This window comes from Capnocytophaga canis (assembly GCF_043187445.1).
GTDB lineage: Bacteria > Bacteroidota > Bacteroidia > Flavobacteriales > Flavobacteriaceae > Capnocytophaga > Capnocytophaga canis.
In genome coordinates, this window is the sequence record NZ_CP171121.1 from 1,665,242 (window position 1) to 1,680,436 (window position 15,195).

15 protein-coding genes and 2 tRNA genes are annotated in these 15,195 nt (G+C 35.8%); 5 read left to right on the top strand and 12 right to left on the bottom strand.

What is annotated here, in order from left to right:
- Positions 1-134: 134 nt before the first annotated feature.
- From ACF3OB_RS07060 to ACF3OB_RS07115, 12 genes are all read right to left on the bottom strand, one after another.
- A complete protein-coding gene (locus ACF3OB_RS07060) occupies positions 135-734 on the bottom strand; it encodes an SCO family protein (RefSeq protein WP_231549982.1) in 600 nt (199 codons plus the stop codon).
- 326 nt (positions 735-1,060) lie between these two features.
- Complete coding sequence (locus ACF3OB_RS07065) at positions 1,061-1,438, bottom strand: methylglyoxal synthase (RefSeq protein WP_042006831.1); 378 nt, start codon at positions 1,436-1,438, stop codon at positions 1,061-1,063.
- A 118-nt stretch (positions 1,439-1,556) separates the two neighbouring features.
- Complete coding sequence (gene hflX / locus ACF3OB_RS07070) at positions 1,557-2,777, bottom strand: GTPase HflX (RefSeq protein WP_042347659.1); 1,221 nt, start codon at positions 2,775-2,777, stop codon at positions 1,557-1,559.
- A gap of 112 nt (positions 2,778-2,889) precedes the next feature.
- The gene (locus ACF3OB_RS07075; protein WP_095912030.1) at positions 2,890-3,789 is read right to left on the bottom strand and encodes a TIGR01777 family oxidoreductase; all 900 of its coding nucleotides are present in this window, start codon (positions 3,787-3,789) and stop codon (positions 2,890-2,892) included.
- A 113-nt stretch (positions 3,790-3,902) separates the two neighbouring features.
- Positions 3,903-3,975: transfer RNA gene (locus ACF3OB_RS07080), tRNA-Phe, on the bottom strand.
- A 134-nt stretch (positions 3,976-4,109) separates the two neighbouring features.
- Complete coding sequence (locus tag ACF3OB_RS07085; protein WP_392447242.1) at positions 4,110-4,739, bottom strand: TatD family hydrolase; 630 nt, start codon at positions 4,737-4,739, stop codon at positions 4,110-4,112.
- 36 nt (positions 4,740-4,775) lie between these two features.
- On the bottom strand, positions 4,776-5,228 hold the full coding sequence (gene dtd, locus ACF3OB_RS07090; protein ID WP_042006824.1) for a D-aminoacyl-tRNA deacylase: 453 nt from the start codon (positions 5,226-5,228) through the stop codon (positions 4,776-4,778).
- A gap of 128 nt (positions 5,229-5,356) precedes the next feature.
- Positions 5,357-5,917 carry a hypothetical protein gene (locus ACF3OB_RS07095; RefSeq protein WP_172919550.1) on the bottom strand — a complete coding sequence of 187 codons (561 nt, stop codon included), beginning with the start codon at positions 5,915-5,917 and terminating at the stop codon, positions 5,357-5,359.
- Positions 5,918-5,977: 60 nt separating this feature from the next.
- Positions 5,978-7,231 carry a redoxin domain-containing protein gene (locus tag ACF3OB_RS07100; RefSeq protein ID WP_392447244.1) on the bottom strand — a complete coding sequence of 418 codons (1,254 nt, stop codon included), beginning with the start codon at positions 7,229-7,231 and terminating at the stop codon, positions 5,978-5,980.
- Positions 7,232-7,330: 99 nt separating this feature from the next.
- On the bottom strand, positions 7,331-9,079 hold the full coding sequence (aspS, locus tag ACF3OB_RS07105) for an aspartate--tRNA ligase (protein ID WP_392447245.1): 1,749 nt from the start codon (positions 9,077-9,079) through the stop codon (positions 7,331-7,333).
- Between the two features lie 163 nt (positions 9,080-9,242).
- Complete coding sequence (locus ACF3OB_RS07110) at positions 9,243-9,719, bottom strand: hypothetical protein (protein WP_241697294.1); 477 nt, start codon at positions 9,717-9,719, stop codon at positions 9,243-9,245.
- A gap of 524 nt (positions 9,720-10,243) precedes the next feature.
- Entirely contained in the window at positions 10,244-10,642 is a 399-nt protein-coding gene (locus tag ACF3OB_RS07115; RefSeq protein WP_172919552.1) for a hypothetical protein, read from the bottom strand.
- A 742-nt stretch (positions 10,643-11,384) separates the two neighbouring features.
- Between ACF3OB_RS07115 and ACF3OB_RS07120 the strand changes: the two genes are divergently transcribed.
- From ACF3OB_RS07120 to ACF3OB_RS07140, 5 genes are all read left to right on the top strand, one after another.
- A complete protein-coding gene (locus ACF3OB_RS07120) occupies positions 11,385-12,233 on the top strand; it encodes a mechanosensitive ion channel family protein (protein ID WP_042343062.1) in 849 nt (282 codons plus the stop codon).
- Between the two features lie 177 nt (positions 12,234-12,410).
- A complete protein-coding gene (galE, locus tag ACF3OB_RS07125) occupies positions 12,411-13,433 on the top strand; it encodes a UDP-glucose 4-epimerase GalE (protein WP_042006809.1) in 1,023 nt (340 codons plus the stop codon).
- Between the two features lie 291 nt (positions 13,434-13,724).
- Positions 13,725-14,681 carry a type IX secretion system membrane protein PorP/SprF gene (locus ACF3OB_RS07130; protein WP_042343096.1) on the top strand — a complete coding sequence of 319 codons (957 nt, stop codon included), beginning with the start codon at positions 13,725-13,727 and terminating at the stop codon, positions 14,679-14,681.
- 4 nt (positions 14,682-14,685) lie between these two features.
- Positions 14,686-15,048: a dihydroneopterin aldolase gene (gene folB / locus ACF3OB_RS07135; protein WP_042006807.1), complete on the top strand. Its 363-nt coding sequence runs from the start codon at positions 14,686-14,688 to the stop codon at positions 15,046-15,048.
- Positions 15,049-15,088: 40 nt separating this feature from the next.
- Positions 15,089-15,159, top strand: a tRNA-Cys gene (locus tag ACF3OB_RS07140).
- The last annotated feature ends 36 nt before the right edge of the window (positions 15,160-15,195 follow it).

A 15,195-nucleotide genomic window follows, 5' to 3' on the forward strand; every position in this document is an offset into this window, starting at 1 on the left:
GGCTTCAACAAAATTTTAGTAAATTGTTGAAGCCTCTATTGGCTAAAAATCGAAAAGTAATTCATAATCACGAGAAATACGATTTTTAGTTTAGTTCTAAAAGTAGTATGTAAGAAGAAATTAATTTCGTTAAGCTACTCAATAAGGGATTTGATATCCTCAATAAGCATTTTAACTTGACTATCATTCAACCCGTTGTAGTAAATAATAGGCTTTCCATCCTTTCCTTTTCTTGAAACAATATTCCCATGCTGATCAATCAAAGCAAATAATCCTGAATGCTCAAAACGGTGGATATCCCCTGCCACTTCTTCAACATGCAAGTTGAAACCTTTGTTTGACAAGTCATAAATAGCATCTACTTCACCTGTAAGAAAATGCCAATTTGCACTGGTAGCACCTTTCTTTTGGGCGTATGCTTTTAACACCTCTGGCGTGTCCTCTTCTGGATTAATTGAAAAGGAAGCAAATCCAACGTTTTTATCTTTTAACTCATTTTGAATTTTAACCATATTGTTTGTCATTACAGGACATATGGTTGGGCAATCGGTAAAGAAAAAATCGACGACATAAACCATTCCTGCGTAGGTTTCGTTGTTAATAGTTTGGTTGTTTTGATTAGTAAATGTAAAACTAGGAGCCTTTCCAATAGTTACAATTTCTGGTTTTTCTTTTGTTTGGCAAGCAATCATCCCTAACAGAAGAAATAAAGCATAGATTCCTCTCATTTTCATAAATACGTCTATAATTGTTTTATTCTATTTCTCTTACAGATGGAAAAAGTGTAAGTTCGTGCAAAGGTACGAAAAATATCTGGTTTTGATTATAAAATTTGCGGTAATTTTTGCCCATCATATTCAATTGGTAAGTGCGATTTTATTGTTGTATTTTTTGGATGAGCTTTACCGCAGTACTATTCTCCTTATTTTCATATAGTTCTGCGGTAGCTATCCGTGGACAGGAATCTTTTTCAGAAGTTTGAAAGAAGTTTTAATTATGGTTCCATTCCTACTGTTCATTCACTTTGTATTCTTCTGGGAAGCGGTATATTACCTTTTACCTATTCGCTCTTTTCGGCCAATCCTTTAAGAACCAGTTCAGCAGTGGCAGGATTCGTTGCAATTGGAATATTGTGAACATCGCAAATACGCATTAGCATCAAAATGTCGGGTTCGTGTGGATGTTTATCCAAAGGGTCGCGGAAGAAGAATACTCCCTGTACCTTACCTTCCACAATTTGAGCAGCGATTTGAGCATCTCCTCCCTTGGGGCCAGAGAGTACTTTTTCTACCTGTAATCCTGCATTTTGAGCATGTTGCCCTGTAGTTCCTGTAGCAATGATTTGAATGTTTGCTGAGTGCAAGGTTGTTAAATTTTTCATCAAAAAGGACACCATTTCGGCCTTTTTCCCATCGTGTGCAATGACTGCTAATTTCATATAGTTATGTTTTAAACGTTAAACATCGTATTTAATGGAGAACTTTTCAATAATCAAGATTTCCAACGTTCACTACTGCAAATAATGGCGAAAATACATATCCATTTTTTTTCGTAGTTTATTCATCTTCAGAAATTTCTACAAATTCAGGATATAAAAAGTTGTTGTAAGGAAAACGCGTAATGTGGATTTCTCGCACTTTAGCATATACTTTTTCCCTAAATTCAGCCAAATTATCCTTGTTTAGAGCAGAAATGAACAGCACATCGTCACCTACTTTGTTCATCCATGTCTGTTTCCAGTCCTCCAAGGTGAAATGTTTTTTGGTGAATTCCGTGGTTAGGTCATCATCAGCAATACTTTCATGCGTGTAAGCATCTATTTTATTAAAGACCATGATAGTAGGTTTATCAGCACTTTCAATTTCTGTCAAAATTTGATTTACAGACTGTATGTGTTCCTCAAAATTAGGATGTGAAATATCCACAATATGTAGCAACAAATCTGCTTCACGCACTTCATCTAAGGTACTTTTGAACGATTCAATGAGTTGCGTTGGCAATTTGCGAATAAATCCAACAGTATCGCTCAATAAGAAAGGTAAGTTACCAATCACCACCTTACGGACAGTGGTATCCAAGGTTGCAAACAATTTATTTTCTGCAAAAACTTCACTTTTGCTAATCACATTCATCAAAGTTGATTTTCCAACATTGGTATATCCAATCAACGCCACACGAACCAATGCTCCACGATTGCTACGTTGCACAGCCATTTGACGATCTATAGATGACAGCTTTTTCTTCAAAAGAGCAATCCTGTCTCGTACTATACGGCGGTCTGTTTCAATTTCCGTTTCTCCTGGTCCACGCATCCCGATACCTCCTCTCTGACGTTCCAAGTGCGTCCAAAGACCTGTTAGTCGTGGTAAAAGATATTGATATTGAGCAAGTTCTACTTGAGTTCGTGAATAACTTGTTTGAGCCCGTTGTGCGAAAATATCCAAAATAAGCCCAGTACGGTCTAATATCTTTGCTTTCAGAATACGCTCAATATTTTTCTGTTGTGCAGGAGAAAGTTCGTCGTCAAAAATAACGGTTCCTACTCCGTTTTCTTCAACAAATAACTGCACTTCTTCCATTTTTCCTGTTCCGATAAACGTCTTAGGATTTGGTACATCCAAGCGTTGAGTGAATCGTTTTAGCACCTCGCCTCCAGCTGTATAGGTCAAAAACTCCAACTCATCCAAATATTCTTTTGATTTCTCTTCGTCCTGCGTTTGATTAATAATACCCACCAACACTACCTTTTCGTAGTTTAGGTTCATTTGTTCCAACATATCGTTTTAGTATCGAATTTTCTGCAAAAATAGGAAGAATATTTTTTAAAAAAACCGATTTTATTGAAAAATCGGAGAAATAAGCGTAGGGAAACATTTATAAGCTAGATTTCTAGCTCAAATTATGTTTTAAAGAAGCTAGTAATGTTTTAAACTGAAAATCATAGCCTAATTTTTCAAGCCTTTCGGCACGAATCCGACTTCCTTGAAGTAACAAGACGGAGGCTTCTCCAAACAAACACTGAATCAAGTATTTAGGTAAAGGAGGAAATATAATTTTACGACCAACGACCGTTGCTAATGAGTGCGTAAAATTCTTATTACTAATATGTTCGGGAGCAACAATATTAAAAACTCCAGAAGCGTTTTTTTCTTCCAATAGAAATTGAGTAACATCCACTAAATCAGCAATATCAATCCAAGGAATGTATTGTTTACCATTGCCCAATACAGCCCCTAAACCTATTTTGGTTATGGGTAACATTTTCGATAAAATTCCACCATTTTTGCTGATAATTACACCTAACCTCAACTTTAAAACTCTGTCAGACAATATGTTAAATCTATCAGCCACTGCTTCCCATTGCTGACAGACATCACTGAGGAAATCATTTCCTTTTGGGCTGTTTTCTGTGTATATATTTTCTGTGGTTTTTGTACCGTAATAGCCTACTGCAGAGGCAGAAATGAACGTTTTCAGTCGTATGCGATGTTTCTTAAGAGCGTTTAAAAGAATTTCAGCTGATTGAACTCGGCTGTCCAATATCTCTTGCTTACGGCTTTTTGTCCATCGTTTTTCTCCAATAGAAGCACCTGCCAAATGGACGATATGTTGCACCCCGTCAAACGCCCTTTCATCGATAAAACCTGAAGAAATATCCCAACGATAATGGTTCGGTTTATTTGCTTTCCGACTGAGAAAACGAACTTCATAACTCATTTTCAAAACCTTACAAAGTTCTTTGGCAAACATTCCGTTACCTCCCGTGATTAAAATAAGTTCTTTGGACATAAAAGAGACGTTTTTGCGGTTTGTGTAAAAACAAAAACCACAGTTTAAACTGTGGTTTTTGCAATTCCTAATCCTTAAAAATATGAAAAATTTCCTCTATGAAGAAGATCTCGTGGTACCTCCAGGAATCGAACCAGGGACACAAGGATTTTCAGTCCTTTGCTCTACCAACTGAGCTAAGGTACCAGTTGTTTTTCTTTTGCGTTGCAAATATAGAACCTTTTTTCAAACTGACAAAATATTTATTAAAAATATTTTGTTTTTTTTATACTTTCTTATATAATGGCATGAAAAACAAGTGTTTGTAAAAAAAATATTTTTTACATCATAATTCCTATCTTCGGATAATCAAACTGAATTTGAACCAAACCTCGCAGTTGTTTTGCCTTTTGATATATTTCAGCGATATCCAACCCTGAGTCGTCGGTTTCAAGAAAATAACTACCTTCGGGAATAGATTTGAATACTTCCTGAACAGTAATATTAGTCAATAAGGATTTTCCAAATGAAAGTTTGATATTTTCGCTAATTAAAGTTGTAGCAACAGCTTGATTTTTGTTGAAACCGTGCAAAATCCATGGTTGCTGTGGTTGATATTTCTTTTTTAAGGAAATCAACTCACTATACGCTTTCACGCAGTGAATGATGAGTGGTTTTTTAACCTCTTCCGAAAGGAGTATATGTCGTTCAAAAATAGTTTGTTGCAGAGACAAAGGATATTTGACATTTCGGTCTAATCCACATTCTCCAATTGCTGCACAATGTTCATACTTCACTTTTTTGGTTACCGTTTCCCATTGCGATTGCCAGTCATCTTCCGAAAAATACCACGGATGTATGCCTACGGAGAAAAAACCTTCTTTGTTTATTGAAAACGGTAATTCGTTACGAATCACGATATTCCCAGAAGAGGATTCGTTATGAGTGTGTATGTCAAATAAAAGATTCAAAGTTTTAGAATTTAAAAGTTGCACTAATTGCCTTTTTTACTCTTTATTCTTCGTATCAACAATAATTGTGACAGGTCCATCATTGCATAGACTCACTTGCATATCGGCTCCAAAAACACCTGTGCCTATAGTTTTCCCTAAATCCGATGTAAGTTGTTCAACAAATTGTTCATAAAGAGGCACAGAGATTATAGGTTTTGCAGCTTTGATATAGCTTGGTCGGTTGCCTTTTTTAGTAGAAGCATGTAGCGTGAATTGTGAAACTGTAATAATTTCACCATCAATATCTTTTACCGACAGGTTCATCACCCCATTTTGGTCATCGAAAATACGCATATTGACAATTTTTGCCGAAAGCCATTGCACATCCTCTAAGGTGTCGCTATCTTCAATACCTACTAAAATCAATAACCCTTGTCCAATAGATGAAACGGACTGATTACTAACGCTTACGGATGCGTTAGATACACGTTGAATAACTGCTCTCATAACTGCCTTTTAGAAGATTTTAATTTTTTGGAACATAAGTTCTCAAGACGATAAGGATCATAACTCACACACCAATAATTAGTTAACATTTTTCCACATATTTTTATCAGTAAAAAAATAAAGTTTCACTACAAATTATAATTTACTCCAAAGGATAAGCTCATCAAATCGGGGTAACCAGGCACAAAGGACATCGTCAAATCAAATCGCTCACTCAAAGCGTACTTGTATTCAAATTCTCCACCATACCACAAAAACAAATATTGCCAACGACTTTCTTTGCTTCCTTTAAATACGTTCGGATTATGATAGCCCTCTAATTTTTGCCAATTCTTACGAAATACTAAAGTAGGACCTAAACCTCCTGATAATTTGTGTCTTTGAATTTCAAAAATCCTAAAGCGAATTCCAATATGCGAAAACCCACCGAACTGAACCGCACAATCAGCATAAACCCCTTGTGCAAATTTGATACTTATACCCTCATAGACAAATTTTTCAGCAGAAACAATCGCCCCCAAATTCAGAACAAAATAGGCATTCCTATCCAATTTATTAGGCATTAAATGAGCATTTTGCCTTTCTCCCAACGGATGAAAACTCAAACCAAAGAATTTTATTCCAATATTATCCTGTCCTAAACATCGAGATGAAATTAATATTACTAAAACTAGAAGGTATTTTTTCATTTCAACCTGATATGCAACTCCTCGAGTTATGCGGAGTCAATCTTTACTCCGACAGTTGCTTTAATTTTTATCTAATCGCTTTTCTAATTCTTTTCTAACTTCTTCGGCTGTAGGGTCAATTGCAATGATTATTCCTTTTTCGTCAATGAGAAAAACACCACCCGCTTTATTTTGCATTCCGTACTTCTGCCAAATTTTATTTTGTTTGTCTAACTCAACCAATTGTAACCAATCCCATTTTTCTTTCTCTAAAAATTGAGTTAACCTATCCGTATTTTTAAACTCTCCGGCAACTCCCACCATTGTGAAACCCTTGTCTTTGTATGCTTCATAAATGGGAATCATCATACGAGTAGTAGCAATACAAGGTCCGCACCAAGTAGCCCAAAAATCTAATAGTGTTATTTTTCCTTGAATAACTTTTGATAGCTGCACTTGCTTTCCGTTTAAGTCGGGGGCTGTAAAATCGACGAATTTTTGACCAATTTTAATATTTTCAAGAGAGGCAACCAATTCGGCAACCAATTTATTATATGGATGGTTCGGATTGGCTTTTGCTAGTTTTTTTGCAACTCTTTTGCTATAAGAAATATCCATTTGCTCCCTTTTATACATTAAGTCTTTCAAAAGAAATGAGTAAGCAATCAAGTTCGGGTTTTTCTCAATATACTCCTGACGATATGCTTTAGCTTCCTCATTTAGAGGTTTTAACCTATCATTAAGCTTTTTAGCCTCAGGGCTAAGATGTTTATCAGCTTTTGTTAAGGCTTCAATTTTTTCGTAGATAAGTTTTTTCTCAACACCTGTTTTATCGTCTAATTGCTTGTACAACTCTTCCACCTCTTTACTATGATACAAATCATTTTCATATAAAACATCCAAACTATCTATAATCGGTTGGAAGAGATGTTCAAACTTACGATTGAAATCATCCGTATACTTTTTATGCTCAGCATTCAACTTGCCTCCTTTTACAATGTTCTTGTTAAATTCTTCTTCATCATAAAGCGTGAGATGTATCTCCTCATTTTCCAAAAACAATTCCATAATACTTCCACTTCCTTTTTTACGAATCTCACTGAAATAAAGTTCTACAGCTTCTGGAAATTCTAATTGAGATTCATAATAAAACTTCCCATTCTTTACAGGAATTTCTATAACAGCATCTGTAAATACAGATTGTGTGGGTTTTGCCAACAAAATAGATTCAGTTTCTGCCCCAACAACTTCTCCCGAAAGCTTTAACTTTTTCTGTGCATACATTTCTTTGAAAGAAAATAAAGTTATCAGCACAATGAATAGTAATGTTCTCATTTTTATCATAGTTTTAAGATGTTAGCAAATCTAATGATTTTCAATGAAAAAGAAAAACATTGCTAAAAATTCTTCTATCTTTCAGCAATGTTTTTTATGTTAATTATTCAACCTGATATGCAGTTCATCAAGCTGTGTGGAGTCAATCGGTGAAGGTGCGTCAATCATTACATCGCGTCCCGAATTGTTTTTCGGGAAGGCTATAAAATCGCGGATAGTTTCTTGTCCGCCCAAAATGGCAACCAATCTATCAAACCCAAAAGCCAAGCCTCCGTGTGGCGGTGCCCCATATTTAAAGGCGTTCATCAAGAAGCCAAATTGAGCCTCTGCTTGTTCAGGTGTAAAGCCTAACAACTCAAACATCTTCGCCTGTAATTCTTTATTGAAAATTCGGATAGAACCACCGCCTATTTCGTTTCCGTTCAGCACCAAATCGTAGGCATTGGCACGTACCGCAGCCGGATTGGTATCAAGCAGGGGAATATCTTCCGGTTTTGGAGATGTAAACGGGTGATGCATTGCAAAAAATCGGTTCTCTTCTTCGTTGAACTCCAACAATGGGAAATCAACCACCCACAGCGGAGCAAATTCGTCCGCTTTGCGTAAGCCCAAACGTTCAGCAAGTTCCATACGCAAGGCTGAAAGTTGCCCTCGTACCTTGTCGGCTTTTCCTGAGAGAATACAAATAAGGTCTCCTGCCTTTGCCTCAGTGCGTTCCGCCCATTTTTGGAGGTCTTCTTCAGTGTAGAATTTATCCACAGACGATTTGAAGCTACCATCATCATTGCATTTAACATACACCATACCTGAAGCTCCCACCTGTGGGCGTTTTACCCATTCGATTAAAGCATCAATTTCCTTACGTGTGTAGCTGTTAGCCCCTGGAACGGCAATCCCTACCACCAATTCCGCTTCGTTAAATACTTTAAAATCTTTATGTTGTGCAATATCGTTAAGCTCACCGAACTTCATTCCAAAACGGATATCGGGTTTGTCGTTTCCGTAGGTTTTCATCGCTTCGGCATAGGTCATTCGTGGGAATTTCTCAATAGAAATACCTTTTACTTCCTTCAACAGATGTTTGGTAAGTCCCTCAAAGGTATTGATAATATCTTCTTGCTCCACGAACGACATTTCGCAGTCGATTTGGGTAAATTCTGGCTGTCTGTCAGCACGTAAATCCTCATCGCGGAAGCATTTTACTATCTGAAAATATTTGTCTAATCCGCCGACCATCAAAAGTTGCTTGAACGTTTGTGGCGACTGCGGAAGGGCGTAAAATTCTCCCTCGTTCATACGACTTGGCACCACAAAATCCCTCGCTCCCTCAGGGGTTGATTTTATCAGCACAGGTGTTTCCACCTCAATAAATCCTTCTTTAGAAAGATAATTCCTCACTTGCATCGCTACCTCGTGACGGAAAATCAAATTGTTGCGAACTGGCGTACGACGAATATCCAAATATCTGTATTTCATACGAATATCCTCCCCGCCATCAGTATTATCTTCAATGGTAAAAGGAGGAAGTTCGGATTTGTTCAACACAACTAATCCCGAAACTAAAATTTCGATTTCTCCAGTAGGGATGTTCGCATTTTTCGATTCACGCTCAATGACTTTTCCCTTAATTTGAATAACATCTTCACGTGAAAGTGACTGAGCTTTTTCAAAAACACTTTTTTCAGTACGTTCCTCATCAAAAATTAATTGCGTGATTCCGTAGCGATCGCGGATATCCACCCAAACCATAAAACCTTTATTGCGGATTTTTTGTACCCAACCACTGAGAGTGATTTCTTTATTTACGTCCGTCAGGCGAAGCTCGCCACAAGTATGTGTTCTGTACATAGCTTACTTTTTTTTGCAAAAATAAATATTTATAGGGAATATAAGCTATGAATTTTACAAATTTCTTTTACCTTATATTTATGATACTCTTCAAATATAGGAAAAACTTGTCTGTCATTTTCATACGTAAAAATTTGTCCTTCACTACTTCTTGTTTTGTTTTTTAGCCATAACACCGAATTTTTCGGAGCTTCAATGCGTTTTTAACTTGATTTTTTATTGGAATTGCCACACGGTTTTTGCCAAAGTATTCAGTTGCAAAATCTACGAAATAATAAAAACCTTCGGTTTTCATATAATCAGAAAGGATATTGCAGGCTTCAACAACGTCTGTTCCTTTGTAAAGAGAATCTAAAATAGGATTGTATTTTTCGTAATAGGCTTTACAGCAATTTGTTAAAGGCTCTTCCGCAATACAATAAGGTAAAATTAACTCGCAAAAATCGTCAAATGAAAGGTGTTTGTTCCAAGGTTTTTCTTGCCAAACTTTGAAGGCATAATCAATGTTTTCGATAAGCATTTCTGCTTTGATTTCTTTAATATCTTGCTTGATGATAGGTTGTGAAGTTTGTAGAAACCGAATACCTTTCTGACGTTCTTCTTCTGTTAGATTTCTTTTTTGAAAGTAAAATTTTGACACTATTCATTTCAGCACTCACTTGATAGTGATAATACGGCATATTTTCAATCAAAAACACCACAGATTTATATCTTAAACTGTCATTTTCATAGTGACTCAGCATTTTTTCAAGTTCTACGCGGTTGTTTTTGGCTTGTTGTAAAGCAAGGTCTAATTTTGTGGGATAGTGTCTAAAATCATTATTTTAACGAAAAGAAGAGGCTGTCCGAAAAGTCAAATTTTAAGATTTTCACAAAAATTAAGTTACTGAAAATCAGGGTTTTATTTTTGGTATTTTGCCCAAACTGAATCTTTTCGTACAGTCTCCTCTTGCTTTTTGAGCTATTTTTTTACCTTGTAATTTTCATAAATCACAACCCCAACCATACAAAGAAATCCAAAGATGGTTACGGGAATAGAGAAAGCTAAGGTCTCCTTATCAAAAAAAGGTAATTTCTGTTGGACAGAAAAAAACAAATTCATCAAAGGAAAAAAAAATAGCACGTATCCAATCGAATATAGTAGAATTTTCTTTTTCATAACAACTAACAATTACTGCTTCTATAATATGCCCAAGCGGAGGCAGCTCCTGATTCAATAGCGACACCTATCAAAGCAGGTATAGCCAGTGTTCCTCCTGAACCAACAGCTACTCCTGCACTTATAATAAAACCAACTGATGCAGACATTCCATCCGCTTCGAGTACATCAGATAGACATCTTCTCCATTTGTCATCATCTCCTGCCGATTCTGAATTTGAGTTTTCTGAATTTGACATATAAACTATTCTTTTTAAAGTGTTTTTATAATACGCATACTGTCCCTGTCCGCCCAATTTTTCAAAACTATTATCTTGTTGCAAACCAAGACAAATAGTATTTTTTCTTTTCACTGATTTTGCCGTATAAGGAAACAACCTAACAGTTCGACTGTCTATTTTCATTCATCCCAAATGAAAATATAAATCCTTCCTTATGTTATGTGTCTTTGTTAGTTTATTTTGAATTACACCACAAAGTTCCGACAATAATTCTTAAAAGTCAATATTGATTTTTTCAAAAATTTTTACTAACTTTGTATTTCATCGATTTAACAGCGTTTTCATTTCTTCTTGCATTTCAAAAATCGCCATAGAAGGTATTTTGATAGGTTTTTGCAATAAAATATTAGCGGAGGTGATGTAAAAAGTATGATGCCTTAAAAAAGAAAGTGTCTTTGTCAGGCTGAGCGTAGTCGAAAGCCCTATAATTACAAGGCTTCGACTACGCTCAGCCTGACAATCAGGACTTTCATCATACTTTTTATAACACGACCATATTAGCTTGTTGTTTTGCTTTTTCTAAATCGCCTTTCTCTTCATACATTTTCGCTAACAAATCCAATAGCAATTAACCTTGAAAAAGGAGTAGGATTGAAAAAACTTCCAGTAATGGAAAAATCAGAGTGAAAGGATTTGAAAATTCCAAAATATTGACCAAAACCATAATACCAAAATAAAAATTCCTGTGAAGAAATGTTTTTGTGTGTTTTCCATCGAAATACGTATTAGAAACTTCATACAAAAATACAAAATAAAATTATCTGTTCAAAAGTAAAAAACACAAAAAAATCCCCATTCTTATTACAGAAATCCTCAATTTTTACTACTTTTGTAAACTGAAAAATACACACTAAACTAACAAACAATGGAACACTTCACAGCACAAGATTTTGAAAAATTACTAAAAGAATGGATTACCAGTTTAATTGATTTCATCCCTACGTTGATAGGAGCAATTGTCTTTTTTATTGTTGGAAAATACGCTATAAGACTAATAATGAAGTTACTAAAACGGGTGATGGAACGTAGAGAATTGGATTCTTCCCTTCAAATTTTCCTTACCCAGTTAGTGCGTTGGGTGTTGTATATTGCTTTGTTTCTCATTATAATACAAATAATAGGAATCCCAGCCACACAGTTTTTTGCTATTCTGGCGAGTGCGGGGGTTGCTATTGGTTTAGCACTACAAGGTTCTTTGTCAAATTTCGCGGGGGGAATCATGATTCTGATTTTGAAACCTTTTCGCATAGGGGATAACATTGAAGCCAAAAATGAACGAGGCACTGTAAAAAGTATAGGACTTTTCTATACAACGCTTAATAAATTTAATAATGAAGAAGTTATTATTCCCAATGGACCTTTGTTTGGCGATAGCATCATCAATTTCAGTCGAGAGGACAAACGACGTGTAAAGGTAATGGTAGGTATTGGATATGATTCTGATTTACAAAAAGCTAAGAAAATTTTGCTAAACATAGCTTCCCAAGACAAACGTGCATTTGACACCCCAGCTCCCGTAGTTTTTGTGGAGGAACTGGCAGATAGCTCTGTGAATATCTCTCTACGATACTGGTGTAATAACGATGATTATTGGAACTGTTACTTTGAAACAATCGAACAAATTAAGCTCCGCTTTGATGAAGAAGGTATCGAAATTCCGTTCCCACAACGAGTCTTAAATATCAGAAACGAAGGGAATGGTCAAAATGTATAATTTTTCGGCGTAAAATTTCTAAAAAAACTGTACCTTTGTTGAACGTTTGTAAAGTGATTCGAAATCAGGGAACAATCTGAGGAAGCGGACATATTAGCTACTACGTGTAACACGGTAGAAATAATTAGGAATTCTATAAGAACAGAAGAATATAAACATAAAAAATGTAAAAAATATATGAAAATCGTAGTAACAGGCGGACTTGGATTCATCGGTTCGCATACAGTTGTAGAGTTGCAAAATTCGGGTTTTGAAGTGGTTATTATTGATAATTTATCAAATTCATCGGAAGACGTACTTCCACGAATCGTAAATATCACAGGTAAAAAGCCTATTTTTGAAAAATTTGACCTACGAGACAAAAACGCTGTGATTGATTTCTTTAAGCGTCATCAAGATGTGTCTGGGATGATTCACTTTGCAGCATCCAAGGCGGTGGGCGAAAGTGTTGAAAATCCGTTGTTGTACTATGAAAACAATTTGAGTACGCTTGTGTATTTACTACAAGAGTTAACCAAACTCAAAAAAGCACATTTCATATTCAGTTCATCTTGTACCGTTTACGGTCAAGCTGATGAGCTTCCGATTACTGAAAATGCCCCTGTAAAAAAAGCAGAATCACCTTACGGGAACACCAAACAAATTGGAGAAGAAATCATTTCCGACACATGCAAAGTTACCCCAAATCTACACGCTATTTCGTTGCGTTATTTCAACCCCATAGGAGCTCACCCATCAGCTGAAATAGGAGAACTACCTATTGGTGTGCCACAAAATTTAGTTCCTTTTATTACACAAACAGGTATTGGCCTTCGTGAAAAACTATCTGTTTTTGGTGACGATTATCCGACTCCAGATGGTACTTGCATACGCGATTACATCCACGTGGTAGACTTAGCAAAAGCTCACGTGGTGGCTCTACAACGCTTGTTGGAAGGCAAAAACACTGAAAATTACGAAGTTTTCAACGTTGGAACAGGAACAGGAAGCAGCGTTTTGGAAGTAATCAATAGTTTTGAGCGAGTTTCAGGCGAGAAACTGAATTATCAAATCGTGGGCAGACGTGCAGGTGATATCACCGCTGCTTACGCCAATACCGATAAGGCAAACAATATATTAGGCTGGAAATCAAAATCTACATTAGACGAAGCTATGGCTTCCGCTTGGAAATGGGAAAAGAAAGTTAGAGGAAAAGAATAAAATCCTTTTAAATAAAAAATAGAAAAAAATAGGAAAAGGAGCCTCTTTTCCTATTTTTTAGTTTAAATAATTGACAATCAATGTTTTAATACATAAATTTACTCTAACATAAAACCTTTTTAAAATGTTAAAATAGAGATGATATGTTAAATATATGCATTAAAATGAAAAAAAAATAGGATAAGAAAAAAAAAGTAAAGATATTTGTCCAAAATTCTAATTTCTATAATTAGAAACACATCCCTATCTTAAGTTATATGGATGCAATTGTATTTTAAATTTTTATCAGCAATGAAAAAAATCCTATTATTTGTTTTTATGGTTATTGCTACGGGAGGGAAAATCCTTTCACAGGAGTTGCACCTGCCTCAAATGAACCAATATTTAGCAGACAGTGAGTTTTTAGTTACATCAACCTATGCAGGGATTGGCGACTTTATTAAGTTGCGTTTCAGTGGTGTTTCTCAATGGGTAGGAGTAAAAAATGCACCTGATTATCAATCGCTTTCTGGAGATCTTCGTATTGGAGAGCGAAGCGGAGCAGGTTTAATTCTCTATAACGACAAAAACGGGAATACACGCCAAATGGGAGCAAAAGGGAGTTTTGCTCATCACCTAACATTGGATCGCTACGAGAATCATTTCATTTCATTTGGTATATCCTATGCCTTGAACTCTTTCCGCATTGATATTGACAAGTTTGATACAACAAGTGGTATCGACCCGTCGGTAACAAATAATCGTTCACGAATCAATCACAACTTTGACGTTGGGGTCTTATATCGTTACAAAGGGTGGTTTGCAAGTTTGAATGCATTGAATATCTTAAACAAAGATGTTGATATTTTTGCTACCAATGAACCAAAAGGATTGCGTAACTACACAGTTTACGCAGGATATTTGTATAAAATGGAAAGAAATGGCTCTTTTGAAATCGAGCCGTCAACGTTCATTCAATACTATGAAAGTGACGGACGTTCATCAACCGATTTGAATCTCAAACTTCGTTGGAGAAATATGGAAGACTACTATTGGGTGGGTGCGAACTATCGTTTCTTGAATGATCAGATTCTGGCTCCTCTCAACGTAGGACCTATGGCAGGTTTAAAAAGAGGATATTTCTATTTCGCTTATTCTTACCAAGTGACTTTAAATGAGTTAATTAAATATAATTCTGGAACGCATGTATTGACCATTGGTCTTGACTTATTCCAAGGAATTAGTAACTGTAAGTGTACGCATCGATAAACCAATGGGACAAATCATATTAAAAAACATTCGTGTTTTTGCTAATCATGGTTGTTTAACCGAAGAAGGCTTAATAGGAAGTGATTACCGGGTGGATTTGAAAGTATCCTTAAACTTACAAAAGTCAATAGAAAGTGATGAACTTGCAGACACGATAAACTATGTTAGGTTGAACAGCATAGTTATGGAAGAAATGGCAATTCGTTCGAAGCTTTTGGAACATGTAGCTGGGCGAATTTCAGATAGAATTTTTTTAGAACTTGCTGATTCAGAAAAAATTACATTAAAAATATCAAAACTAAACCCTCCTATCGGAGGCGATGTTGAATCGGTTAGCATAAAAATAAAACGCAAAAGAGTTTGCTAATATTAATAAAAAGTTTTATCTTTGCAACCTAAAATTTAATGGCATCGTGGCCGAGTGGCTAGGCAGAGGTCTGCAAAACCTTGTACAGCGGTTCGAATCCGCTCGATGCCTCTTAGTTTAAACAATAAATATTTAATCAATAATAAA